Genomic DNA, 24,755 nt, shown 5'->3' on the forward strand with positions numbered 1-24,755 from the left:
ATGAAATAATAACCCAATTGTCTTGGATCTTGTGTCTTGGATCTTGGTTCTAAAAGAAAAATATGAAACAATTAGATGTGAATTTGATGCATCCGGTGGAACAGATCAATGTGATTATCGGACGGATCTATAGTAGAGGAATGACCACTACTTCGGGGGGAAATATCTCCATCAGGGATAAAAATGGTGATATCTGGATCACCCCTTCTGGAGTGGATAAAGGGTCGCTTACCACCAAAGATATCATGCAGGTAAAAAGGGATGGAACCATTGTCGGGTTGCATAGGCCATCGTCGGAACTCCCCTTTCACAGAGCTATCTATGAATCCAGACCGGAAATAACAGCTATCATTCATGCGCATCCGCCGGCACTGGTTGCGTTTAGCATTGCTGGTATCGTACCTGATACAAAGATTGTTCCGCAGGCCCATAATATTTGTGGTGATATAGGCTTCGCCCCTTATGGAACTCCCGGTAGTGAGGATCTGGGCGAAAAGATCGCGTTTGAATTCAAAGATATCCGCTATAAAGCGGTGATCATGGAAAATCATGGTGTGGTACTGGGTGGAACCGATATGATGGATGCGTACCAGCGGTTTGAGACGTTGGAGTTTTGTTGCCGTACCATTGTAAATGCCAAAAGATTGGGGCAAGTGAATTATCTAAGTGATGAACAGGTTTCGCAATATGTAAATCACCTACCGACCAATATTTCCCATTTTATGGATATTGATCATCCTTCCGATGAACGGGCAATTCGTACGGAGATGGTGAATATTATCCGCCGGGCTTGCGACCAAGGAATGATGATATCGACTTATGGGACTGTATCGGTACGCTGGAGAGGCAACGATTTCCTGATCACTCCAAGTAATGTGGCGCGGTGGGATATTGTGCCGGGTGATATTGTCCAGATAAAAAACGGTATGGCTGAAGCAGGGAAAACACCCAGCAGGTCGGTAGCTCTCCATCAACGTATCTATCAATTGAATCCACATATCAATTCCATTATCTGTACACAGTCGGTGAACCTGATGGCGCATGCTGTGAGCGGCTCAAAATTTGATGTACGTACTATCCCCGAAAGTTGGATCTTCCTGCAGGATGTTCCATCTATACCTTTTGGATTGATTTATAATGACGTGGATAGTGTAGCCAAAATGTTCAATCATAACCGTGTTATTCTCGTAGAGAATGATAGCGTCTTTGTTACAGGTGATAAATTGCTGAGTACGTTCGACTATCTGGAAGTAGCTGAATTTTCGGCTAATTCGCTTGTGATGGCCTCCTCGATCGGCTCTTTACAGCCAATGGGTGATAAAGAGATCGATGAGCTGAGGATCGCATTTAATGTAAAATGATAATAGTGTCATTCTATAATCAGTATCCAGTCGTTGTTTTTTCCTGAAGACAGCGGACTGGCCACGAAAGAGCCTTTGGTTGCTTTGGTACCTATTCTGCGATTTTCACCTATAATGGGTGAAACCAGATAAGTTTTATTTTTTTATTCCGGAAATATCCTATAGTGATACCTCTACGCTATTTCCATGTGGGAGGTATACGAATACATATCCATCTCCTTTTGTCATGATAGTGTAATTCTTATTCTCTGTTTGTGGCGTTAAAATAATGATGTGTCATCAGCATGGCACTTGTAATTGAGAAATCCCTGATGGGATTTAGTAATCTGATCATGGAACTCGATGACAAAAAGGCTCTACCATTGCAAACTCAGGCAATGCGAGCACTTATTTTCATAAAAATCACTCTAATTATTGAAGACTGTTGTGCCGTTTATCTGTAAAAACATAGATAGACGTTCTAATGGCAAATATAATATATTTTTATGCAAATATTGTATCCTATTTTAATGCTATAAACTTATATTTTTGTATAAATGAAAAGAATAATGATACGCTTGAACTTACAAAATAATTACTGTAATTCTAATGAAAAGAAAATTTGAAATAACAAATCCTGACCTAGAATTAAGCCCTATGACAGGTATGACAAGAGAGCATTACATTGATTTGGCAAAATTTCTTTTAGAGGGAGCTTTTTCTCACGTTGATTCCATGGATCAGCATATGAGTTTTCCTATTGTTCCGGGTAAGACTTACCCTCAGCCAAACGCACCCGAGTGGCGATATAGGGCAGCTGATTTTGAGGCTTTAGAACGAACATTCACGTTAGCAGGTCCGCTGATACATATTGATCCTGACACTACGATCAAAGGTATTAAATTAAGAGATTATTATTCTTTACACTTTTATAGGGCTTTTACACCCGGTCACCCCAATTCAATACCGCTACCGGATGAGCTGCCCGACTCCAATTATCAATTCACTTGTGAGTTTGGAGGATTATTCAAGACATTACTTCTGATGCCGGATACCATCTGGACACACTATACTGAAGAACAAAAAAATGAGATGGTTGAATGCATATCAAAATGGGCTCACCACCGAACTACACAAAACAACTGGCGTATTTTTAACATTATAGCACTTTCCTTTTTAAAGAAATATGGATATGAAATTGATGATGAGCTATTAAAAAGTCATTTGCTATGGATAGCGTCTTACCATTCAGGGAATGGGTGGTATTTGGAACAAACTTATAATTATTATTCAATCAGCCTTTTTATTGTCTATACAACTATATGGAATCGAACATTCGGAGACGAATATTATCCCGAAATTGCTGAGATAATAGAAAGGTCTGCACAGCAACTCATGAAGTCATTGCCCGGTTTTTTTGGTCGTGATGGATATATAAACATGTGGTCACGGAGTATCTGTTACCGGACTTGGGTTTCAGGGGCTTTCCCGGTCTCGTTTATGTTGAAAAACCCGGAATTACTGGATCCGGGATGGGCGAGGCGTCTTTGCTCAGGCTCCTTATTGCAGTTCGTAACACGTGAAGATTTTTATTACAATGAAATTCCCAGTTTGGGATTTTATGGACAGAGGGAGTATATGGTGCAAAACTACAGTTGCGCCGGAAGTCCATTTTTAATGTTCCTTCCTTTTATTTGCCTGGCACTTCCTGAGAATTCGCCCTTCTGGACAGCAAAGGAAAACGATGGACTCTGGGAATCCCTTGGCAATGACTCTAATAAATTGGTTCTTGAGAATCCGGGCCTCGTGTTGGTAAACCATGGAAAAACAGGAACCTCAGAGATAATTCCAGGAAAGGTGTACTACGATGATCCAAATTACTCAAAGTTATCTTATAATACACATTTTCCATGGGAAGATCATGATCCTTCCGGAGGTACTGCCATGGAATACTCTTACCGTAGCCTGGATCCCCGCGACTTGAGAGGAGATGATGTGAATTTTTACCTTACCGGGCTCACTATTGACAATGACGCGCTGGAAAATCAAAAATTCACGATTTCACAAAGTATGGTGTTCAATGGAGTTATTGACGACATATTATACCGTCAAGCTATAATGCGCAAGCCTCCTAACAACGGGGTTGGATACATTCTCGACTTGGCAGAAATCGCTATTCCAGAGGGAGTTATCAGGGTAGACCGTACACGCCTGGCTTTTGAATACGAAATTACTCTCGGACATTATGGTTTACCTCATTTGGATGGAAAAAATGCAGTAGTTAAACAGTTTGAGAAGGGTGAGAGGAAAGTAATAACAGCTTCTATTCAAGGTAGGAGCCTAGCTTTAATATCTTATACAGGTTGGGATCAACTTGAAAGCCTTGTTCATTCGAACCGGAATGCAGAAGCAGATGAAAGTACGGTTATATTTGCCCGAAAAAAATGCCTTGAGAAGAATCCCCCTATGGAATTAATCGTGACAGTTATGCTACACAAGATGGATGACAGTGATTGGACCGAAGAGGAGTTGAACCCAATAAAGAATATTGATATAAAATATGTTACCAAAAATTATTCCACATTGGGCGCGACTATTACCCTATCTGATAATAAGATATTTAAAGTTGATTTTCAAGATATCGATGGAAGAAGAAGATGCTGAATTGTCAATTACAATTGTTGTCTTATGGAAAGTTGCAGTGGTTTATTTTTATGTAAGGATGAAATTTCGTGGTGTCCGGCTGGTGCTGGGGTACGAAGGCAAATCTTAGGATTTGATACGCAAATTATGCTCGTAAAAGTAGAATTTGAAAAAGGAGCGGTGGGGTCTGAACATTCTCATTATCATAGCCAGAGTACCTATGTGGCAAGTGGAGTTTTTGAATTCACCGTGGATGGGATCATGAAAAAGGTCAAGGAAGGGGATGGAATATATATTCCCCCGAATGTGAAGCATAGTACGAAATGCATTGAGTCGGGAATGTTAATAGATGCGTTCAGCCCCATGCGGGAAGATTTTATTTAAAAATAGAGTGCCGATGTTCATAGTCTGTGGGATTCAGAACTGTTCAATTAAAAAATATGGAAAGAACAAAAATAACTTGCCTGTGTATTCTGATTGCCATGCTTGCCAATTGCAGAGGGGGCGGCCAAAAATCCGGATATATATTTGATGGATCCGGAATAACCAGGGATAATCTTGAAAACTATCTTGGCAGGGCGGTTACAATGGCAGAATTTCTAACGGTAGACCCTTTTTGTAACGATGCGACTTATCCCGATAAGGAACGTGATATAAAATTGATACAAAATATTGGCGCTAAATTTATCGGACGATCTATTTATCGTTGGGGTGGAGAGGAAGCATTTAATAATCCTGATTTTTTAGATAATGCGAAAATGCTGGCTGCAAAAGTGCATGAAAATGATCCTGATATTATTTTTCAGGCAGCGCTTTTTGAAGCGGTAAGTAGTCAGGTGAATAATATCAGGATTCCCGAATGGGTCTTTGCTGAATTTAGCATGTCTGCTGAACAGCGTAATTTTTGCTACGATGATATGTTGAATCCGGATGGGAAATTTGTTGGATTTTGGGGTAAAAAGACAAGTGTGCCTGATATTACCCAAACAGAAACAAAATTGTGGTTTATGTTTTTAGCCGGTTCTTATATAAATGTAGGTTGTGAAGCACTTCATCTCGGACAAATTGCCCTGATAGGCATGGAAGACCGAAATTATGAACATTGGAGGGAAACACTTGATAAAATACGGAGTTATGCAGGAAAACATGCACGTAGAAATTGGGTATTACTCGATGCCCATACACCTTTTGGAGGTATGGTTGTTGGCGGGAAAAGCCTGTTGGATTTCAACTCTTTTCCTTTACGGATTAAAGAAATACCGGAAAACCCTCAACATTGTATCTTGGAAAAAGGATATATTGACGCTTTCTTCGGTCGCAGTGAAGGAGGTATCACACCTTCCGGATGGTATTGCGAATCGCTGCCCTATTTAGTGGAGTTCGATAATTTCGGAGTGAGTGAAACCCCGGGACAAGCAACAGTCGACTCTCATTTTGTGTGGGGGTATGATGAGATTACATGGTTTTGTCTTCAGGACGAATCATATCAAAAAGATTGGTTGCGTTACGCATATGACTGGATGCGAGAAAATGATTCTGTCGGATTCCTACAGATGCCTGTATGCCGGATCATGGTTACCGGAAATGGTCAACCTGTCAGAAAATGCCATGCCAATACCCGTACACCCGATTTTCCTCAAGGGATGAACTTGGAGGAAACAATTAAAAAGATATGGCAGTAAATGTATCTTTATCCATTGCAGTATAGTATTGAACTGGTGTTATCAGGAATCTTGGCCTTCGGCGGCAAAATCCGAACCGATCATTGAGCTACCGCTTGTTATGTAGGCAAAGCCATTCATAACGTAATTGGGTTTCTGTCTTTTTGTGGTTTCCGGTATTCAACTAGGGCCTGCAATCGGAACGGTACTGAATAGTTTCAATTCGGCATCATGGGTCAATTGAAGGATACCACGTGCCAGGACTACTTCTTCGAAAAAATATTCCCCTTTTGCAAGTTCCAAGTCCCATTTATTAAAATAAATTTTTCCGGTGGTTAAGCCAAAAAACGGTAAGCGAGGGAAACATCAATCTTATCACCACTCCGGAAATGTCGGTTGGATTGACCTCCGGAGTGGGACAAGATTCAAAAAGAGATAATCAGATTGTATCGCTTATGCTACCCAACTGGAATAAAAGAGATTACTCCCGGACATAAGTATATGCTTCAACCTCGGCAATGACAACGTTATTGGTAGCACCCCATGGTTCTTTGCACACGATACTGAAATACCGGATATTCTGTGGAAGGATAAAATCAAAATCCTGCACGACATCCGCCAAATTTTCCACGCTGTATAACCCCATCATATCCCAGTTTTCCCCGTCAATGCTCACAAATATATCAATTAACCGGGGGGATTCGTTTCGTCGTTGCACAACCAGGGAGACGCCACCCACATCATGTTTAATCTCTCCCATGTCAATATAAAGGGTATGGGGGAAAAATGTCTGCGGTGAAATCTGGTTTACCCAAAGGGTTGCCTTATTGCCGTCTATCGTGTGCTCGGGCGGGCGATATGAAGCACCGGCGCGCGAGTCGAAGCTGGAAGCGGTAGCCACCCATCCCGCTTTCGGAAAATAGACAGGGGCACCTCTTACGGCAACTGTTTTTATGGCCGTGTAGAATGTATCGATCGACGTGGGAGGAACATATACCGTTCGGTAGGTGATGGAGGGAGAGGATTCAAAATCGTAGTCGAGGATGATAGTGGACTTTTCGTCATTACCCACATTCACTTTGCTCTGCGTACCCAGGGTATTCCTGTAATAGATTTCGCTCCCGATTGCGGTATCATCACCCTGAACTCCCCATGTGATTTTGAGGGTATCCTTGGCAAAAAGCGCACTTTGCATAAACCGGGCCAGAAGAGTACGTTCATATGTGTTGCCGTAAACATTCCCAATGCCTTCCCGCGGTACAGATCTGTTCCCCTTATTGTCATAGGTGAATATTTCGAAGGAATAGGAGCCTTCGGCCATGTTATCGATAATGATAAAGGTGCTATCTTTCACACTCTGCGGCTGAAATGGAACATCCAACGAATCGGACCGATTATTCCAGAATATTCTCACCAAGTTTACGTTGGGGTCTCCAAGAACCCTCCAAGATATCCCTGCCCGGTTTTTACCTGCATACAGTTTCAGTGAATCGGCGGGTGCCGGGTATACTTTTTCCCCGTCCTCCCAAAAATGCCTGTAGGTCGCATCCATCTTATCACAGGTTGTAAAACCGATTACAAATACGATACAAAGCATAAAACAAATCTTATTGATTCTATTACTCATTATTGTTCTGTTTAATTAAATTATCACATAGAATATGCTGAAAATTTCATACGATTTTTTTATTTTGGTGTATGGAACTCGCAATATTGACTCTGTCGATTACAAAGTAATTCATGTTCCCGGGTGAGAACGGTTTTCATACTCGTTTCATATCAGAAAGTTTCCAAAACTTCTCCCCAGAACGTCAATTCACCAATATAAATATAGGTGACTCCACCCCAGACCTTGGTAACTCTAAACCGAAGGTAACGTACCGGCTCTATGTCAGGAAACTCAAAATCTTCACCATCGTAACAAGCAAATTGTATATCTTCTGTAGTCCAACCCGATGCCAATCCCGATGGTTTGATGGATTCAAACGTTCCCAACAAGGTCCAACTATCCCAGCTCCCATCCGGATTGGGGTTATTGCTGCCATACACCTCCATTATCTGGGGATCCCCCGCTGAATACTGGCCGTCGGAGCCTGCCCCGCTGCTACCAGCAAGCCTATGGTGAAATTTAAATCGGCTTAGTCTGGCCTTCGCTCCGAGATCGAAGGTAAACCACTGAGGAATACCTGTATTTGGCTTCGTATGGAAAGCGGCTCCGGTTCCCCATACATTGTTCCAAAGTTGGTCTAAAGTATATGTAGAACTCGAATGAGCCTCATTGGTATCGGAAGGCAAATTCATTGCCCTGAACTTGAACTTATCCAGTTGTTCTTCGAACCAAGGCTCCAGGTTCACAAAAATTGTGTCCGAATAGTTATTCCAACGGTCCAGGACATAGAGCCCGAATGTCCGTTCTTCCGCATCGAAACCCCTGATGGAAAAATTTCCATCTTTTCGTTTGGTATAATAGATATCTACCGGATATATCTCTCCGTCTGAATCGGTGGTCAGCACGGTTAATTTAACCTCCGCCTCGCTATCGTTCTCAAAGTGAATTTTTATTCCTCCAAAGGTAGGTTCCATCACAATAGAATTGAAAATTGAAACGATCGGTGGGGTCAAAGGAGTCACGCTCACATTCACCGGATCAGATTTCATCCCGTCGCGGGAGACCGAATAGAGTTTTAAATTGTACTCCTTAGTATCCGGAAAACCTTCGATGATCAAATGAGCACTGTAAAAAGATGATTTCTTGGAAATTATTCTATTTCCGATGGAATACTCGGCCATCACGTAAAGCAAGATATCGCTCTCGGGCAATGTATAAGTGATATCCGCACCGCCGGGGGTTGCGGTCACTTGAACATTTGTGACTGGTGGTGGAGCCGGTGCGTTTTCGCTGGTCGGGATCCCACGCCATACTTCATCCGAGCAGTTCACCATGCTAATGGCAATAAATACCAGTAAAATATATTTTTTCATACTTCTGTTATTTTTAATAATATAACATTTTACCATCCCGGATTTTGAACCAACATGGGATTTGCCAACATTGTATTTTCATTGAGGGGCCATAGATAATCCCTGAGTCGGAAGGTTTGATTAAAAATCAATCGCTCCCTATAATATCCTTCTGCCGAGGATTGATCCAGGTCCCATCCGGTAATGGGGACATTTAACTCACTCACAGCGGTCTTCCATCTCCTCAGATCCCAAAAACGCTGCCCTTCAAATATCAACTCGATGGTCCGCTCCCGATGGATAATTTCCCTCAAGCCGGCCTGAGTTTTATATTTATCGGGGTTTATCGAGAAAACATTCCATGCTGCCTCAATTCCGGGCAGACCAGCCCTGGCACGGATCTTATCCAAGTAAAAATAAACCTCTGTGCTCGGGCCGCTTACTTCGTTCAAAGCCTCGGCATATAACAGGTACAGATCGTTAAGTTTGATCACCGGCCACGGATAATTCTCCCGGGTAAAAGTGCTTCCCGTTCCGATGACACTTTGGAAATGGGTGTATTTTTTTGGCCAGAAACCGGTTGTGGAGTAAGAGGACAAATTGATCGGGGCTGCGGGTTGCCCTTGTTTTGATGAAACAAACAGTATATCGTCCCCCTCATCATTGTAGCGCCCCTGTCCATACCAAATTCCACCATCAAAACCGAGGGACGCGTAATAGCGGTTTTCCCGGTCGAAATGCAGTTGCACGGTAGTATATCCTTGTTTCAGATTAAACCGGTGATCGTGTCCCGGAATCCGAAGATTAAACCGATTGGTGTAATCCCAAGTGATATCCTCGTCAATCGGAACGCCGTTATCGCTATAAAACAGTTCGGCTATTTTTAACGGCGGGGCAATATTCCCTTGTGCCCCGGTACTGGCCGTGAGGGCGGGATCCAACCCCCTCGGGGTTGAATTCCCTTGTAAGCCGGATGACATGCTGTTGGTGTTCGCCCAGATGATCTCCGGGTTCCATTTTTCGTTGAAGGCATTCCGTATGCTCATCTGTATCATCGTAGTATCTGAAAGGTTATACTGCGAAAACAGAGGAATATATTCATATAACCTGTGGCCTAAGGAATCACAAAAATCAACTGCCACCTTGCAGGCATCTGCCGCTTTTTGCCATTTGGTTTCGTCGAATGTTGTATTGAACAGGGGAGTACCGTCCTTATTGGTGAATCCGGTATAATCGGTATTGCCATTAAAGAGAGGGCTTGCCGCGGTTACCAGTACCTTTGCCTTAAGAGAAAGTGCGATGGCTTGAGTGATTCGTCCCAGTTCCGACACTTCAAATTCTATTTTTACCGGTAAATCGGGTAATGCCTCGTCGATTAATTGAATCACATAATCGAAACATTCGTCCACAGGGGAGCGGGGTATCCTTACTTCATCCGGAGAAGCCGATACCGGCAGGTTTTCCTTGATCAAGACAATGGGGCCATACATCCGTACCAGATAATAGTGATAATAAGCCTTTAGGAATTTTACCTCCGAAATCCATCTTCTTCTTTCGGTTTCGGTAATATCGGGCACCAGACCAATATTTTCTAAAAACACATTACACTCGCGTATGCCTTGGTAAATATCTTTGGGACCATTGGCACCCTGCCAAGCATTCCCGTATGGGTTCACTATTCGTTGGTTGCCTCGGGCAATTTGCCAGATAGGATTGCTATTGGTGGCTACCAGCCATAATTCATCCCCACCAAGCAATGCGGGATTTTCATTCAACGAAGCGTGGGAAGGCATATAGGAATAACAGGTGAAAAGGAATCTTTCCGCCGTTGTCCGCATCCTGAATGCATGGTCAATGGTTGCGATATTGTCCGGCGTGACATTTAGGAAATCTTCGCATCCGGGTGAAAAAACCAATGTGAAGATTATTGATAATTTGAGTATATTTTTCATCTTCATTGCTTTAAAAATTTAATTGAAGTCCAACGTTAAACGATTTCTGTATGGGATAACCAAGCCCATTGCCTCCCATCTCCACATCCCAGAGATCAAATTTACTCCAGTTAAACAGATTGGTCCCGGTAAAATAGATCCTGAAGTTTTCCATATGCATATTTTTCAGAAACAGTGACGGGAAGGTATAGCCAATCTCCAGCTGTTTCAAACGCAAGAAACTGCCATCCCGCATAAACCAGGTACTGGTTTGCGAGTTGTTAGTATGGCCGATAGCAGAAGTGGAAAGCCGGGGCCATAATGCATAAATGTTCTGATTATCTTCTGACCAATAGTCGTCCGCATATGCTTTTAACAACTGGTTCTGTGGACGTCCGGGCAATGATTCCTCCGAATAGTAAAATTCCCTGAATGGAGCGGTAGCATTCGGATTGATCCAGAACGACTCCCTACCTAATCCTTGAAAGAACATGGATAAATCGATATTCTTATATCCAAGGGAAAATCCAAAACCATAGACAATCTCAGGCACGGTGGGATATCCAATGGGCACCAGGTCCAACTCTGTGATCTGACCGTCGTTATTCATATCCCTATACTTGATGTCGCCTCCCCCGTATTCTCCGAAGTTCTGTTTCGGTGATTTAGACGCTTCCTCGTCGTCAACAAACAAACGCTCTGCCAAGTATCCCCACGATTGATTGATGGAATAACCAATTCGGGATCTCCAAGGTGCAATATCGTTGTAATAATATTCCTCATAGATCAGGAATTTACTTTTGGCATAGGTGAAATTAAAGCGTCCCTGCAACCAGAGATCCTTGTTGAACACTTTATTATAATCCACTGAGATATCGATTCCTTTTCCTTCCGCTTTTCCAATATTAGCCTGGGGTTGAGCTGATAACCCCATTTCTGCAGGCGTAGATACACGGGTTTGCAGGATATTGCTCCTCACTTCTTTGTATATGTCGGCTTGTATCTGAAATGCATTTAATAGGCCAAGCTCTAATCCCAGGTTTGATTTTGTGGCTATCTCCCACGTTATTTCCGGATCGGAGTATCTTCTTATTGATATTCCGTTCCGTCCATACGCATTATCTCTCCCGAAAACGGCGCTTCTAGCGCCATCGTTCATGTTCACCTCCGACAGGTACAGGAAGCGGCCGGTTCCGATCGCATCATTCCCTGATTGACCGTACGTTCCCCTGATCCGGAAGGTGTTCGCGACATTTTTTAATGATTTCCAAAAATGTTCGTTCGAGACGTTCCATGAAAAACCATATGAGGGAAAAGCGCCCCACCTGTGTGATTTATGGAAGCGCTCAGAGGCATCGGCACCCAAATTAAATTCTAAGTTGTATCGAGAATCATAGGTGTATGTGGCCCGCATAGCCAAGTTTATGTTGCGATAAGGCAAAGAGCCCTCTAAAGTACTGGCATTCCCTGTGGTTCTGTTTTGTGTCAGAAATACAAACAATCCGTTTACCACATGCTTTTTGTTAAAGGTTTGGTCATAGCTTAACACCGACTCAGAATAGAAATCTGAAGATACTTCTTTACTGCCTGGGTTATAATTGAGCCATTCAGTTCCACGGTCCTCATTCAACAGCGACAACTTAAATGTATCTGTGACCCGGTCATAGCTGGAGGCCTGATACCAGAACGGGATATATTCCCTAGTCGTTTCGAAATAGCTGTTTCTGCGCGTATTGGCCATGATACGGAATCGAAGCCCTTCCAATAACCAGCTCAGGTTCTCCTTTATTTCAAATTGGGCGGTCATCAGAGACCGGGAGTAGGTTTTATATCCCTTGACCATTTCCGCATAAGGGTTTAGATAGTAAAAATTACTGCCATCGTCGTAGTTTCCAAACAGAATGTGTTGCACATAGGCATGATCAGCATCAGGCTCGTAATAGGGTGCAAACATAACGGGATTCGTACGCATCACATTCCTGTAAACCTGTGTTCCTCCGGTGATGGGGCCGGTGTATTCATCAAACGTGCCATTTACCCTGACATCCAATTGCGTAGTTTTTGTTAAGTTCACGTTTACATTGGTACGAACGGAATAGGTCTTTAAATCGATATTGCTATTGAAATTATTGCGTTGATCCACCTTCAGGAGCCCACTATTCTGGGCAAATCCTCCGGAGACAAAGTATCGCGCAACGGTTCCCCCTCCACTCACATTCAGGTTTACGGTATGGTTCATCGTATGATCCTTGATCAACTCCTTTTTCCAATCGGTGACCGGATACATAATCTTGTTCAATCCTGATGCGGTGTAATCAATCTTTTGCTTAGTATAAGGCAATATCCCCAGCGGGTCCCGCGTGAGGATCGCCTCGTTATGCATGTTCATATAGGTGATGGGATCGGCCAACTCCACATCCTGCGTGGGCATGGACATATAATTTTCTACCCGCAAGGATAATTTTGCTTTTCCTTCCTTTCCCTCTTTGGTTTTAATTAAAATCACCCCGTTTGCGGCACGGCTCCCATAGAGGGAGGTGGCGGTAGCATCTTTCAAGATGGAGAAGCTGGCAATGTCGTCAGTCTGCAGGCGCGCCAGATCGGTAGATGAACTCTCAATCCCGTCGATAAGGATAAGAGGATCTTTCTTATAACCGAAGGTGGTTACCCCGCGGATAAAAAAATCGGCATTGTCGAGGCCGGGTTCTCCACTCCTCTGGTAAGAGATTACTCCGGCAACACGTCCTGCCAATGCAGTTGTTAAGTTACTCGAAGGTACCTTGAGTTCGCTCGGATTAATGGTGGTGACCGCTCCGACAACATTTTCCCTTTTCTGTGTTGCAAAAGCAACAACAGTAACCTCCTCCAGCATATCTATCCGTTCTTCCAATACCACATTCAGCACCCTCTGGTTATTTACAGGAACAACTTTTGTCTCTAATCCAACAAAAGAGAACTGAAGTTGGTCTGTAGGTAATACTGAAATTGAATAGTTACCTTCGATATCGGTAATTACCCCTCTGGGAGATCCCACCACCGTGATGGTTACCCCTGGCAGAGGATTATTTTCCGAATCGGTTACCGTTCCTGTTACAGTAATGTTTTGAGCAAACATTACAAAGGATGCCATCCATGTAAATAGGAATAGAAGTCCTCCTTTTAGTTTTAATGAATTTTCTTTTTCCATTCTCGTGTTTTTAGTGATATATAATATATTATAAAATAGAATAATATTGATAACGTCAAAATAATTTTTAAAAATCAAAGACCCTTTCGCGCCATTTCTAGCGCAGTTGTCGTTATGAAATATTTCGATAGGGTATTCGATACCTCCCACTCCGGCATATCCCGGTTGACGAGATATCCGAAATATCTTTCGGCTACCATCCCAAAGTAGTCCTCATGTCCTTTCCTGAATTCCACAGGAGCAATAATCTTGTATCTTCCTTCTGATACTTTTTCTGCAGATAAAAAAGAATAGGATTTCTGCAGATCGGTGATGGATTTCGTCATATTAGCGTTGAAGGTATTCTCGTCCAAAGACTCATCTTTTTGAATAAATAATTCCTTGATATAGTTCACTGAGGCATCCTGTACGATCTCTATAGTTGCTTTTGTGCCCTTAATCCGTCCGTTATAGGTATCACCGCCACCTTCAGGCGCTTGATAATTCCATAGCACGGTAACCGAAATATTCTTTCCTTTTACCTGATAATCGATTTTACCGTTACCAAAAACTTCGAGTGTATCATTATTGACGTACTTCTGCAGGAAATCAGGGAAAGCATTCAGTTTCGTGGATCGGGTGAAATCATCTAATGTCAATCGGGTAGGCCAATGGTTCGCAGCCATCAACTTCACATCGCTGGTATGATCAATCACTTCATTGGGGAAGCATTGCCAGTTGATCAAATCTACCAAATGTACCGATACATCCGCCATCCCTTCTCCCTGTTGTTCCACATCGTAGAACCAGGCTGGCCGAACCAGTGTATTTCCTGAAACCTCCTTGTAATAATGGTGTACACTTTCCATTGTAATAGCCGGATCATCGGAAGAACCCGATCGCAGTTCTCCAAATAACTCCTCCTTGTGTATCAATTCACGGGTAAGTGTATTGATCATGTCGTTCCTTTCGGTCATTACGTCTAACAAATAGGCGTCATGTGTTCGTGCACATTCATACGCTGATTTTAAAAGATTGAAGTTCTTTTCGTTGATTGCCATGGGTTTGTCAGCAAGTACATTGAAACCGGCATTGAGTGATTGGAAGATATACTCTGTTTTCTTCCTGTTATTTCCGGCCAATATCACTACATTCCCATTCTTCTCTTCAATCATTTTTTCGAGATAATCTTGTCCGGCGTACAGTTCTATATGCCAATTGGTGGGATTTTCTTCACGTTGGTTGTAACTTTCAATACTGGCAAGATATTGTTGAAGTTCATCCCCTTCCGGTGCATAGACATAGACGGTATCGTTTACTCTTCGTTGAGGGAACTTTTGAAGCAAACTGGCATGGAAGTGCCCGGGATCGAGTACCACCAGTTTGACTTCTCCATCCTGCCCTGTAAACTGTTGTTTTTCGGTTTCCTTGTTCATATTGCATGAAAAGAGTAAAAGGCTACCAAGAATAACCGATATTTGAAAAAGAATATTTTTCATTGCTTCTATTCTCTTTAATGGTTATTAAATTTTGATATAATCCGTACCGTATGGAAACCTCTGCGATCTTTTCAACATTGCGTTGGCCAATTCACTATTCCTGAACTTTTCGAGTTTGGGATCCCATTCCAGTTTTTTCCCTACTTTCATCGCGATGTGGCTGATCAGGCAGATAGTGCAGGCGCGGTGTCCAATTTCTACCGGGGATATAGGTTCCTTTCTCGATTCGATGCAGTCGAGCCAATTGCCGTGCTGATTGTCACTTTTATAGAGGTGAATTTCATTTTCACCGATTTCGGAAGTCAATATCTTCGGGTCACTGGCATCCAGTGCTTTTGCGTTATTATCCTTGGCTACTGGGTCGCTGGTAGATGCTACGTAGTCACCCCGGGATACAAAAATCCATCCTTTGCTTCCTTCGTACCTGATCCCATTGGGATAACCGCCGCTTGTGAGCATGGTTATTCCATTTTCGTATTCGGCTTTTACCATAAAATCGCCATGGACATCCCACAATCCTGATTTAGGGAATTGCGCGACAGCTTCCACTGATATAGGGCCTGTGTATTCCGTGTCCATACCCCAAGCAGCCGACTCAAAATGGTGTTGCCCCCATCCGGTAATCATACCTGACCCGAACTGTTCGCATCGCAACCATCCGGGACGTCCGTAGTTGTTCTGGGGATGCACCCTCATTTCAGTATAATAGATATCAGGGGTTGATCCGAGCCACATGTCATAGTTCAGATTTTCGGGAATCGGCATTTCAGGTGCTTCAGGACCTGCGGGGTCACCTGGTAAACCGATTTTCACGGTATGCAACTTGCCGATCCTCCCGTTCCTTACCAACTCTGCTGCTATCCTGAACTGAGGTGATGAGCGTTGCTGTGTACCTACCTGAAGGATTACATTCTGATGGCGTACTACGTCGCTTAAAAGACGTCCTTCGTCAACGGTTAAAGAGGTGGGCTTCTGCAGATATATGTCTTTTTTTGCGAATGCTGCACGAATGGCTGGTTCAGAATGCCAATGATCAGGAGTACTGATAATTACGGCATCAATATTCTTGTCATCCAGCATATCGATGTAATTTTCATATGTCTTCGCATTTGAATAGGAGCTTTTACCGCTCTTTTTAGCGTAATAGTCATCGATATACTTTTTCCCGTCTGCAAGACGTTTCCTATCCACATCACAAACAGCTACAAATTGAGCTTTGTCATACCTTATCGTTTCCGCCATATCGTGGTCTTTGGCAATCCTGCCAAAACCAATCTGACCGATATGGATCTTATTACTTGGTGCATTCTTGCCGAATACCGACGACGGAACAATACTGGGGAAAACCACAGTTCCTACCGCGGTTGCCGCTGTCTTTTTTAAAAATACTCTTCTTTGCATATGATTTGTTTTATAAAATTCGTAACTCTTCATTATTAATTACTTCTCCGATTTGTACTTTTCGAATTCTTTGGCTATTTCGGCTTCAATATGATTGCCGCTATGTATGATTATCCTGTATCTGAGTTTGATTATATCTCCTTTTTTGAGCAGGGTATTTTTGTCATTCTCCGGCCAATACATGGGGGTGGGGGAGAAAAATCCATAATCACGTGTAAACCAGGGAGCAGGATACCAGTCGTTGGAGGGATGTTGCATGATAGCTATTCCCTCAGTTTTTCCCAATCTCTTACCATGACAGTCTATCCATGGAGAACGTTTTCCGAAAGTCCCTTTTTCTCCGGTTTCCCCTTCGGCATTGATCATTGTTCCTCCGTTAATCACTGCCAAATCGGGATCTACGCGCCCACTAAACAGTGAGTGGTTTGTTTTTTCAATTGTCACATCCATCAGCATCTCCATCGTGACATCAACATCTATCTGAAATCTTTCTTTTGACGGGGCAGTAATAGTGATAAAACGTTTGTCTTTGACGGGAGCGTCGGCGCCTGGACGCCTCCAGATACATTCATTTTCGATGACTACCTTCTCATTTCCTGTCTCGATAATATCAGCCCTTAGGGAGATAATCTGTCCTCTTCCTAAGCCTTCCTGCCAGTAATTACCCCCATTCACTCTGTCACAGCCAAAAAAAAGCGAGCTGTGATGTGGAAAATTTGCATTTCGCATCGAGGTAACGGACGCATTCGAAGGCCCGTTTACCGGGAAGAAAAAAGGATATTTCTCGTGTTCAGAGAAGATATAATTGGTGAACAGGTTGCCGTTGATCTTTATTTCAATTCTATCACCTACCTTCTCAGCACTTACTTTCGATTGAGCAAAGGCAATATTGTACATCAATCCGGTAATAAAAAGAATAAATACGATTTTTTTCATGTTTTATTTGTTTTTTGATATAAATTCTATTTTGGGTGACGAAGAAAAACTGTTCCAATACATTTCCGCGGTCTCTTTATCAATTTCACCATCAAATACGATCATCCTGTATGTAAGCACATAGCTATTCCCCTTTATCAGTTTCCATGATTCATGGCGAATAGGTGTAAACTCGAAGTACATGTCACCCCTTCCGCCATTGGCATCCATCGGCCAAACACGCATAGGTTCAGGATGAGCACGATTGAGAGGATGGCTTAAGAAGAGAATACCCGACCGGCCTTCCTGCACACCCGATTCGCCTTCTACAATACACCAACGCGCATTGCTGCCATCTGCATCCTTTCTTGTTTTTCCTTCGGAAGTCAGCACCGTAGAGTTGTCTTTCGTCCATTTTTCTGTTGCCCTGAATCCAATGCCTCCGCCATATCTATAGGCATCGAGCATAATACCTTCCGTCAATGGAGTATTCAATATACTGGTATAATCGATAATCCTCACTTTATCGTTTATGTCCCAGACTCTTACATCCAGAACCTCATTGATGGCTATCTGGTCTTTACCCTTTGCTCCAAAATCGATATGTTGCTGCAATACGGTAAAACCAGTGTATACACTGCCGGATATTTCAGACAGGAATGATTCAAATTTTACGGTTCCCTGACCTTTATACAAGTTCCAGAAATCCACTTCGCGATTGCCTATATGCGTCAATGTCCATGGACCCCAGATACCGTAATGATGATAGTGATCAGGTGCTTGTACCCGTGTAAGTACCTCTCCGCCGGGTGAACACAGTGGATGAATGAAGCCCGATCTTGTGAACAAAGGGTCAACTCCTTTGGGAGGAGACATGGGGGTGTAACGATATTTCAATACTAATTGATCTTCATACTGGATAACCAGATCATTATTCTCCTTAATCAAGTTGAGTTTAGATATTTTCGGGGTTGTGGATACCGTCTCTTTTACTTTTGCAACAAATGTTCTTTTGGTGCCTCTTCGCATAAATCCATCCAATATAAACCACACTTTCGGTGAATAGCCTGCTTCCACTTGGACTTGCATTGCTTTTTCTTTCTTGTCAATCAATTCATATACGGCAATTGAATCGGGATCAGCATGAAAGCCCAGCTCCATTAAAGAAAGAGAAACAGGAATATCTACACAGTCATTATTTACCGTAACTGTAAAATTTTTGCTGTTGATTGCTGCTATTGATAAAGAAAATGATAGCGAAAAAAAGAATAGTATTGCCTTCATATTTTTTCACATTTATTTGTTTGTGTTCGTAAACACCTATGATATTATATTAATCATAGACATTCTTTAACGGTAATATCTTTTGCAAATATATGGTGGTATATAGTTAAGAGCAAATATTATTTTTGCATAGATTGGTACTAATTTTGCAACATTTTATCTCCTTTGAATAAATTCTATCAGACAATAAAATTATTTACATTTATTAATGTTTGCAAATGCTATATTAGCAATAATTGATACTATATTTGCGAAAAATCAAGAGGCTATGGCACACATAATGCATGAAAAATTGAATCTGAGCAGTGGATCCCCCATCAAGATAAAATGGTGTGACTATGATTATTTCAAATTCCCCTGGCATTTTCATGAAGAGTATGAGATTGTGTATGTTTTGAAAAGTACAGGTACCCGTTTTGTAGGAAACAATATAGAACCGTTTTCTGATGATGATCTTGTGTTGTTGGGTAGCAGCGTTCCCCATATGTACAGGAATGATATTCAATACTACCAAAACGATCCGAAGTATAGGGTACACGCTATCACACTTCAATTTTCCAAAGAATTTTTCAAGTACTCGTTGGAGCAATATCCTGAATTTTCCCAGATAAAGAATTTGCTTGAGGACGCCAAATATGGGATTTATTTTGAGAAAGATGCAAATAGGGCAATAAGAAAAAAGATGGTAAAGGCACTTCATCTGAGCGGACTCGATCTGCTTTTGGAGATAATAAAAATCCTGTCACTGATGAGCCAGTCAGAGTCAAAAAGACTGTTGAGGGATGAAAGTGAAGATACGCTGGCGCTTACCGACGATAAGGATCCCCGTATAATTAAAGTCAAAGCTTTCTTGCATCGTGAATACACCGGTATTGTTTCATTACAACGTGTTGCTGATATTGCGGGGATGAATGAGAGTGCATTCTGCCGGTATTTCCTGAAAAAAACAAGTAAAACCTGCTTTCAATATATTAATGAACTTCGCATTACCTATGCTTGTAAACTTTTATTAGAAAGGAGATTGACGATTTCCCAGATTTGCTATGAGTCCGGCTACAATAATATTTCCAATTTTAACAGGCAATTTAAGAAGATAACCGGTTATTCGCCTACCGACTACGTGCATGTATTTAATAAAGCAGTATAACTATAGTGCATTCATCCTGTGATATTCTGCTAAAATTGAAAATTAATTTGTTACTTTGCGTGAGCAATTACACTTATTTTGTTTATTCGTTAATATGTCAGTCAATTAGATACTGACAAGATTCTCTTACATAATATGCAACGAAAAATACGTATTAAGGATATCGCCGAGATGGCAGGAGTGTCGGCTGGTACCGTAGACAGGATACTCCATAATCGTGGGAATGTGTCGGAACCGGCACGTATGGCCGTAGAGGAAGTCCTGAAAAAAGTGAACTACCGCCCTAATATCCATATTTCCGGCTTATCATTGAAAAGGAAATACAAGGTGGTAATCACCACTCCCAACGTCATGGAGGGAGAATATTGGGAGAGTATTCATTCGGGTATCCAGCATGCATTGGAAGAGTTCGAGAATATCCGGGTACAATGTCTTGTGTATACCTACAACCAATATGACATCTATTCCTGTAGGGAAGTGCATCATCAGGTTGCACAGGTTAATGCCGATGCTGTCATCATCGGCGCTACTTTTAAGGATGAGGCGGTTCGACTAGCCAAACAACTCGATGAAAAAAAAATCCCCTATGTTTTCGTCGATTCTACCCTCGAGAATACATCACCACTGGCTTTCTTTACTTCCGATCATTATGTGTGCGGTTATCTGATGGCCAAACTGATTACATCCATTATCCCTGCCGGTAGTGATATCGGCATGTTGCAGGCGGTAAGGATAGGAGATGAGAGTGCCAACACAAGTATATTGAGAAAACAGGGCTTTCACGATTATCTCAAAGAGAAGAATATTTCTAATACAGTAAGGATGATACCTTCCGCTGTGATGGAACCTGAAAAGTTTGATGAGCAACTGGCACAGTTTTTTCAAGAACATCACAATATAGGGGGAATGGTAGTGCTCAATTCAAGAGGGGGGATGGTAGCCGATTACTTTGAGAGAAAAGGAATAGATAATGTAAGGTTGATTTGCCTGGATCTCACGGCTCCCAATGTGAAAGGATTGCAAAAAGGATATATTGATTTTCTGATTGGACAGGAGCCGGTACATCAGGGATTTCTTGCGATGAAGACATTAATTGAGTATCTGGTATACCGTAATCCGGTAAAAGTAGAGAAGTACACCCAACTCGATATTCTCACCCAGGAGACCATTGGTTATTACAACCAGTTTAATTTCATATGATTGGCTATATTTCGAGCATACTACATATTCATAATTTTCTTGCACAATTCTTGTCATGGATATAATCTTGTCTCACTCTATCTCGCCGACATTTAACCTGGCTGCCGAAGAGTATCTTTTTTCAAAGATAGAAGACGATTTTTTATTTTTGTACACCAATGAACCGAGTGTGATCATCGGATCCAATCAAGCGGTATTGAATGAGGTGGATCAGGATTTCTGCATTGAACATGATATCCGGATTGTACGACGTTTGTCAGGTGGAGGAGCGGTATTTCACGATAAAGGTAACCTTAATTACAGTTTTATTCATGGAAAGAGAGGGGAACCGTTGAGTGCGCGTTTCCTTGATCCGGTAGTGGAAACGCTTTGTGCGTTGCATATACCCGTTGAAGTAGGGAAAAGGAAAGACCTGTGGCTGGAGGGATATAAGATTTCAGGCACGGCTTCACATCTTTCAAAAGGGAGGGAGATGCATCATGGGACTTTACTTTATGACACCGACCTCGATATGCTTTTGAAGGCGTTGAGTGCGGAAAAAAGAGATATGGTCGCTAAAGCGACGGTATCTGTACCAAGTCCCGTGAGAAATATCCGGCCATACTTGGAAGCGAAATGGGGGAGTAGCCTCGAAACGGAGCATTTTATTCAACAATTTGCCAGTCAGATAATACTATTGCTGGGAGTAGACCATACCGATACTTTCAGTGACGAAGAAAAGAGGAGGATAGGAGAGCTCCAGAGAGACAAGTACGTGCAGCGAAGCTGGAATTACAGGCTGTAATATCGTCCCTGCCATGTATTTCTTTCCCTGAAGCGTTTCATAATCTTCTCGGTAACCACATAATTCTTTTGATCCCATGCGGGAGCGATCAGCAGTTTCTTAGGCGACTGGGAGGTAAATCGTTCGATGCAGATTTCGGGATTCAACCGTTCAGCAAAATCTACACACAGATCCACATATTCATCCAGATCGAAAAGGTGAAATGATTCGGGTAATAACCGGAACTCTTTTGCCATCGCGGTCCCTCTGATAATCTGCAACTGATGTAGTTTCAAGGATGTCAGAGGAAGTTTCGAAAGTTTGTCGGCATGAGAAAGGATCTCTTTCGTACTTTCTCCGGGGAGACCTAAAATCATGTGTCCCCCCGTGATGATATTTCTTCTTGCAGTTTTCCGGATCATCTCTGCCGATTCCTCATAACTGTGCTGCCTGTTTATCCTCTCCAGAGTCCTGTTCAACGTGGATTCCACCCCATATTCCACCATGACAAATGTTTTTTTACTAAGGGATTCAAAGTAGTCGAGCAATTCGTCGGGCATACAATCTGGACGCGTACCCACGATCAATCCCACCACATCAGGGTAGGAGAGTGCTTCTTCATATTTGGAGGTTAGTGAGTCCAGTCCGTCATAAGTGTTGGTATAGGATTGGAAGTAAGCCAGGTATTTCATCTCCGGATATTTGTGAGAGAAGAAGTCGATACCGTCTGCCATTTGCTCCGTGATGGTTCTGGTCGGTTTGCCATAACCGGGACTAAAACTCTGGTTATTACAGTAAGTACATCCTCCACGTCCTTTGCTGCCATCCCTGTTGGGACAGGTAAAGCCTGCATTGACCGATATCTTCTGTACTTTATAGGGGAATTTTGCTGAAAGAAATTCGGCAAAATCGTGATATGGTTTATTGTTTGAAAACACACGTGTTGTTTTTAGTTCTTTGAATGACTGTGACGCCGCTTTTATTCTTATCATAAACAATTGCGGGAATAAAATGTTTTTAGGAGGCCGGAGCGGGATAAAACGAAAATAACGGGAATAGGACTCACGCCATATCCCCGTCCACAAATTTATATTAAAAAAGTAGAGTAACGAAAATTTCAGCCAATGATGTATGGGATTACTTTTTCTCCTTGATTACATATGTTTCCCATTTCACAACGATATTTCCACCGCCGTTCTGGATGACTTGCACTTCTTCTTCCCGCATGTCAGAGAGTTTACGTACATATTCCGATATACGGTTGCTTTTACCATTGCGGACGTAGGAAGTATTTTCAAATTTATCAGCCGCTATTGCCTTATCGACTTCCGAAAGAAAACTTTTCTGAAAACTCTCGTCGGCAGAGTTCAGGATAAGCATTTTCTCATTTTCTTTATTACGGCCCGATTTGAAGCGGATATTATATGCCCCTGTCTGTAGAGTTTCCAGATCTGTTCTGTTCAATACATAACCGGTATCTCCTTTTCTATAAATATAATTGAAGCGCTCATCCTCCATGTATTTACCGAATAATTTTTCTACCTGTTGTTGGGCGGATACTGCTGCTGAAATTGTCAGCATTATAAGCATGAGTGAAAAAATCTTCTTCATGATGTATTGAATTTTAATATTGATAATTTGTTTTTATGAATTCTATTTTTTGATCAGTCTCTTTTAATATCTTCTCAGCGTTTAGTTCCTCTTTTATATCAGCTACTTCTTGGAGAGGCTGATATGAGTTCTCTACGATCTTTTCAGTTTTCGAAAACATATACTCGGCATATTGTTGTGCTGTATGTTGGTCGTCAATCTGTTTCCCGTTCATAATGACCACATATTCCGGATGCTGCGGTGGTGTGCGGCTCAAAGTTGGGAATATGACAGCCAGCAACGCTATAGCCGCTGATCCGGCCAATAGGACGATTATATGTCGTGTAGAGACACTCTTCTTCTTCCTTTTTTCAGTGAAAGTCAATATCGGCGCCTTTATCTGCTTTTCCCTATTGAAAACAGAAAAAATCGGTCTGTATATTTCGTGTTCGGGAAGTATCCCATTACCCGCGAAATATTTTTTCAGCTCTTTCTCTTCTTCAGTCGTCGATACGCCACTGAAGTACTTCCCGAGCAGTTTATCTATATCGTTCATATACTTTGTTTTCTTCTTGTCGGCTGTGCATAATCATATCACGAAGTCTTTTTCGTGCCCTCGAGAGATTTACGGTGACGGCATTTTCCGTCATCGACATTATCTGTGCTATCTCCTTCAATTCCATCTCTTCCACATCCTTCATCCGTAAGATGGTGCGTTGCAATTCGGGTAGTGCATCGATGAGGTTGCAGATGTGATTTATCATATCAACCTGTTCTGTTTGTTGATAGGGGTTAGGAATATTGGATTCGGTGTCAGCCGGAATTTCATCTGTATATATCGGTTTACGGATCATGTCAAGACAGAGGTTGCGCATTGATGTGAGCACAAATGCCTGATGATTGGTAATAGCCTCCAGTTGGTCCCGTTTCTCCCACAACTTCATCATAAGTTCCTGCAATGCATCTTTTGCACTATTTTCCTCTTTTAGTATTGATAGCGCCATCCGGTATGATTTATCGGAGTGGCAGAGGATTTGGTGTTGGAACTCTCGGACATTCATATAGTATATAGACGGATCAACAGTGAAATTCTTACATCACCTGATCGTTTTTTAATAAAAAAACTGCCCGGATTCATTTCCGGGCAGTTTTATATTATGTATATAAAGAGTTATATTTTATTACTCTTTTTCAGCTTCAGGTTGTTCAGCGTCTGTAGATTCCGCTTTTTCTTCTGCTTTAGGCGCTTCTTCG

At 42.2% G+C, this 24,755-nt stretch carries 21 protein-coding genes; 7 read left to right on the forward strand and 14 right to left on the reverse strand.

The annotated features are described in order from the left end of the window. Positions 1-62 precede the first annotated feature (62 nt). Entirely contained in the window at positions 63-1,361 is a 1,299-nt protein-coding gene (locus VB073_RS10145; RefSeq protein ID WP_323404053.1) for a class II aldolase/adducin family protein, read from the forward strand. Between the two features lie 159 nt (positions 1,362-1,520). Here VB073_RS10145 and VB073_RS17455 read toward each other — a convergent pair whose 3' ends face one another. Continuing rightward, positions 1,521-1,634, reverse strand: coding sequence for a putative collagen-binding domain-containing protein (locus VB073_RS17455; RefSeq protein WP_416349536.1), 114 nt, complete (start codon positions 1,632-1,634; stop codon positions 1,521-1,523). A 315-nt stretch (positions 1,635-1,949) separates the two neighbouring features. Between VB073_RS17455 and VB073_RS10150 the strand changes: the two genes are divergently transcribed. From VB073_RS10150 to VB073_RS10160, 3 genes are read left to right on the forward strand one after another with little or no spacing between them, the layout of a single operon-like run. After that, positions 1,950-4,004 (forward strand): DUF2264 domain-containing protein, encoded by a 2,055-nt coding sequence (locus VB073_RS10150; RefSeq protein ID WP_323404054.1) that lies wholly within the window; start codon positions 1,950-1,952, stop codon positions 4,002-4,004. Positions 4,005-4,028: 24 nt separating this feature from the next. Then, on the forward strand, positions 4,029-4,367 hold the full coding sequence (locus VB073_RS10155; protein ID WP_416349526.1) for a cupin domain-containing protein: 339 nt from the start codon (positions 4,029-4,031) through the stop codon (positions 4,365-4,367). 56 nt (positions 4,368-4,423) lie between these two features. Further along, positions 4,424-5,665 (forward strand): hypothetical protein, encoded by a 1,242-nt coding sequence (locus VB073_RS10160; protein ID WP_323404056.1) that lies wholly within the window; start codon positions 4,424-4,426, stop codon positions 5,663-5,665. 159 nt (positions 5,666-5,824) lie between these two features. On the opposite strand, the gene VB073_RS10165 is transcribed toward VB073_RS10160, so the two are convergent. The 9 genes from VB073_RS10165 to VB073_RS10205 form a co-directional block, all read right to left on the reverse strand. Continuing rightward, positions 5,825-5,947 carry a hypothetical protein gene (locus VB073_RS10165; RefSeq protein ID WP_323404057.1) on the reverse strand — a complete coding sequence of 41 codons (123 nt, stop codon included), beginning with the start codon at positions 5,945-5,947 and terminating at the stop codon, positions 5,825-5,827. A 178-nt stretch (positions 5,948-6,125) separates the two neighbouring features. After that, positions 6,126-7,271 (reverse strand): DUF4998 domain-containing protein, encoded by a 1,146-nt coding sequence (locus VB073_RS10170; RefSeq protein ID WP_323404058.1) that lies wholly within the window; start codon positions 7,269-7,271, stop codon positions 6,126-6,128. A 152-nt stretch (positions 7,272-7,423) separates the two neighbouring features. Beyond that, positions 7,424-8,626 carry a DUF5000 domain-containing lipoprotein gene (locus VB073_RS10175; protein WP_323404059.1) on the reverse strand — a complete coding sequence of 401 codons (1,203 nt, stop codon included), beginning with the start codon at positions 8,624-8,626 and terminating at the stop codon, positions 7,424-7,426. Between the two features lie 29 nt (positions 8,627-8,655). Continuing rightward, on the reverse strand, positions 8,656-10,557 hold the full coding sequence (locus VB073_RS10180; protein WP_323404060.1) for a RagB/SusD family nutrient uptake outer membrane protein: 1,902 nt from the start codon (positions 10,555-10,557) through the stop codon (positions 8,656-8,658). A 10-nt stretch (positions 10,558-10,567) separates the two neighbouring features. Further along, positions 10,568-13,723, reverse strand: a complete 3,156-nt coding sequence (locus VB073_RS10185) for a TonB-dependent receptor (RefSeq protein WP_323404061.1) — start codon at positions 13,721-13,723, stop codon at positions 10,568-10,570. Between the two features lie 74 nt (positions 13,724-13,797). Then, a complete protein-coding gene (locus tag VB073_RS10190; protein ID WP_323404062.1) occupies positions 13,798-15,201 on the reverse strand; it encodes a putative oxidoreductase C-terminal domain-containing protein in 1,404 nt (467 codons plus the stop codon). A 24-nt stretch (positions 15,202-15,225) separates the two neighbouring features. After that, complete coding sequence (locus tag VB073_RS10195) at positions 15,226-16,602, reverse strand: Gfo/Idh/MocA family oxidoreductase (RefSeq protein WP_323404063.1); 1,377 nt, start codon at positions 16,600-16,602, stop codon at positions 15,226-15,228. 39 nt (positions 16,603-16,641) lie between these two features. After that, positions 16,642-17,538 (reverse strand): PmoA family protein, encoded by an 897-nt coding sequence (locus VB073_RS10200; protein WP_323404064.1) that lies wholly within the window; start codon positions 17,536-17,538, stop codon positions 16,642-16,644. 3 nt (positions 17,539-17,541) lie between these two features. Continuing rightward, positions 17,542-18,801, reverse strand: a complete 1,260-nt coding sequence (locus VB073_RS10205) for a PmoA family protein (RefSeq protein ID WP_323404065.1) — start codon at positions 18,799-18,801, stop codon at positions 17,542-17,544. 268 nt (positions 18,802-19,069) lie between these two features. On the opposite strand from VB073_RS10205, the gene VB073_RS10210 reads away from it, so the two are divergent. The 3 genes from VB073_RS10210 to VB073_RS10220 all read left to right on the forward strand — a co-directional run bounded on the left by VB073_RS10210 (position 19,070) and on the right by VB073_RS10220 (position 21,932). Continuing rightward, complete coding sequence (locus tag VB073_RS10210; RefSeq protein ID WP_323404066.1) at positions 19,070-19,948, forward strand: AraC family transcriptional regulator; 879 nt, start codon at positions 19,070-19,072, stop codon at positions 19,946-19,948. A 135-nt stretch (positions 19,949-20,083) separates the two neighbouring features. Continuing rightward, the gene (locus VB073_RS10215; protein WP_323404067.1) at positions 20,084-21,148 is read left to right on the forward strand and encodes a LacI family DNA-binding transcriptional regulator; all 1,065 of its coding nucleotides are present in this window, start codon (positions 20,084-20,086) and stop codon (positions 21,146-21,148) included. A 55-nt stretch (positions 21,149-21,203) separates the two neighbouring features. Continuing rightward, the gene (locus VB073_RS10220; RefSeq protein WP_323404068.1) at positions 21,204-21,932 is read left to right on the forward strand and encodes a lipoate--protein ligase family protein; all 729 of its coding nucleotides are present in this window, start codon (positions 21,204-21,206) and stop codon (positions 21,930-21,932) included. Here the strand turns inward: VB073_RS10220 and VB073_RS10225 are convergent. From VB073_RS10225 to VB073_RS10240, 4 genes are all read right to left on the reverse strand, one after another. After that, a complete protein-coding gene (locus VB073_RS10225) occupies positions 21,920-22,903 on the reverse strand; it encodes a TIGR01212 family radical SAM protein (RefSeq protein ID WP_323404069.1) in 984 nt (327 codons plus the stop codon). The genes VB073_RS10220 and VB073_RS10225 overlap by 13 nt on opposite strands. Positions 22,904-23,048: 145 nt before the next feature. Continuing rightward, positions 23,049-23,522, reverse strand: a complete 474-nt coding sequence (locus VB073_RS10230; RefSeq protein ID WP_323404070.1) for a hypothetical protein — start codon at positions 23,520-23,522, stop codon at positions 23,049-23,051. Between the two features lie 13 nt (positions 23,523-23,535). After that, positions 23,536-24,057 (reverse strand): hypothetical protein, encoded by a 522-nt coding sequence (locus VB073_RS10235; protein WP_323404071.1) that lies wholly within the window; start codon positions 24,055-24,057, stop codon positions 23,536-23,538. Beyond that, entirely contained in the window at positions 24,041-24,562 is a 522-nt protein-coding gene (locus VB073_RS10240; protein ID WP_323404072.1) for a sigma-70 family RNA polymerase sigma factor, read from the reverse strand. The genes VB073_RS10235 and VB073_RS10240 overlap by 17 nt, the downstream gene beginning before the upstream one ends. Positions 24,563-24,755: the final 193 nt, after the last annotated feature.

The organism is Proteiniphilum sp. (assembly GCF_034927365.1).
Taxonomy (GTDB): domain Bacteria; phylum Bacteroidota; class Bacteroidia; order Bacteroidales; family Dysgonomonadaceae; genus Proteiniphilum.

What these genes read in the sequence shown, in the direction of transcription:
- VB073_RS10200 (WP_323404064.1), bottom strand. Translation starts at nt 17,538, where the DNA reads ATGAAAAAAATCGTATTTATTCTTTTTATTACCGGATTGATGTACAAT.
- VB073_RS10205 (WP_323404065.1), bottom strand. Translation starts at nt 18,801, where the DNA reads ATGAAGGCAATACTATTCTTTTTTTCGCTATCATTTTCTTTATCAATA.
- VB073_RS10185 (WP_323404061.1), bottom strand. Translation starts at nt 13,723, where the DNA reads ATGGAAAAAGAAAATTCATTAAAACTAAAAGGAGGACTTCTATTCCTA.
- VB073_RS10215 (WP_323404067.1), top strand. Translation starts at nt 20,084, where the DNA reads ATGCAACGAAAAATACGTATTAAGGATATCGCCGAGATGGCAGGAGTG.
- VB073_RS10195 (WP_323404063.1), bottom strand. Translation starts at nt 16,602, where the DNA reads ATGCAAAGAAGAGTATTTTTAAAAAAGACAGCGGCAACCGCGGTAGGA.
- VB073_RS10160 (WP_323404056.1), top strand. Translation starts at nt 4,424, where the DNA reads ATGGAAAGAACAAAAATAACTTGCCTGTGTATTCTGATTGCCATGCTT.
- VB073_RS10210 (WP_323404066.1), top strand. Translation starts at nt 19,070, where the DNA reads ATGGCACACATAATGCATGAAAAATTGAATCTGAGCAGTGGATCCCCC.
- VB073_RS10190 (WP_323404062.1), bottom strand. Translation starts at nt 15,201, where the DNA reads ATGAAAAATATTCTTTTTCAAATATCGGTTATTCTTGGTAGCCTTTTA.
- VB073_RS10150 (WP_323404054.1), top strand. Translation starts at nt 1,950, where the DNA reads ATGAAAAGAAAATTTGAAATAACAAATCCTGACCTAGAATTAAGCCCT.
- VB073_RS10235 (WP_323404071.1), bottom strand. Translation starts at nt 24,057, where the DNA reads ATGAACGATATAGATAAACTGCTCGGGAAGTACTTCAGTGGCGTATCG.
- VB073_RS10225 (WP_323404069.1), bottom strand. Translation starts at nt 22,903, where the DNA reads ATGATAAGAATAAAAGCGGCGTCACAGTCATTCAAAGAACTAAAAACA.
- VB073_RS10175 (WP_323404059.1), bottom strand. Translation starts at nt 8,626, where the DNA reads ATGAAAAAATATATTTTACTGGTATTTATTGCCATTAGCATGGTGAAC.
- VB073_RS10145 (WP_323404053.1), top strand. Translation starts at nt 63, where the DNA reads ATGAAACAATTAGATGTGAATTTGATGCATCCGGTGGAACAGATCAAT.
- VB073_RS10220 (WP_323404068.1), top strand. Translation starts at nt 21,204, where the DNA reads ATGGATATAATCTTGTCTCACTCTATCTCGCCGACATTTAACCTGGCT.
- VB073_RS10180 (WP_323404060.1), bottom strand. Translation starts at nt 10,557, where the DNA reads ATGAAAAATATACTCAAATTATCAATAATCTTCACATTGGTTTTTTCA.
- VB073_RS10155 (WP_416349526.1), top strand. Translation starts at nt 4,029, where the DNA reads ATGGAAAGTTGCAGTGGTTTATTTTTATGTAAGGATGAAATTTCGTGG.
- VB073_RS10240 (WP_323404072.1), bottom strand. Translation starts at nt 24,562, where the DNA reads ATGAATGTCCGAGAGTTCCAACACCAAATCCTCTGCCACTCCGATAAA.
- VB073_RS10230 (WP_323404070.1), bottom strand. Translation starts at nt 23,522, where the DNA reads ATGAAGAAGATTTTTTCACTCATGCTTATAATGCTGACAATTTCAGCA.
- VB073_RS10170 (WP_323404058.1), bottom strand. Translation starts at nt 7,271, where the DNA reads ATGAGTAATAGAATCAATAAGATTTGTTTTATGCTTTGTATCGTATTT.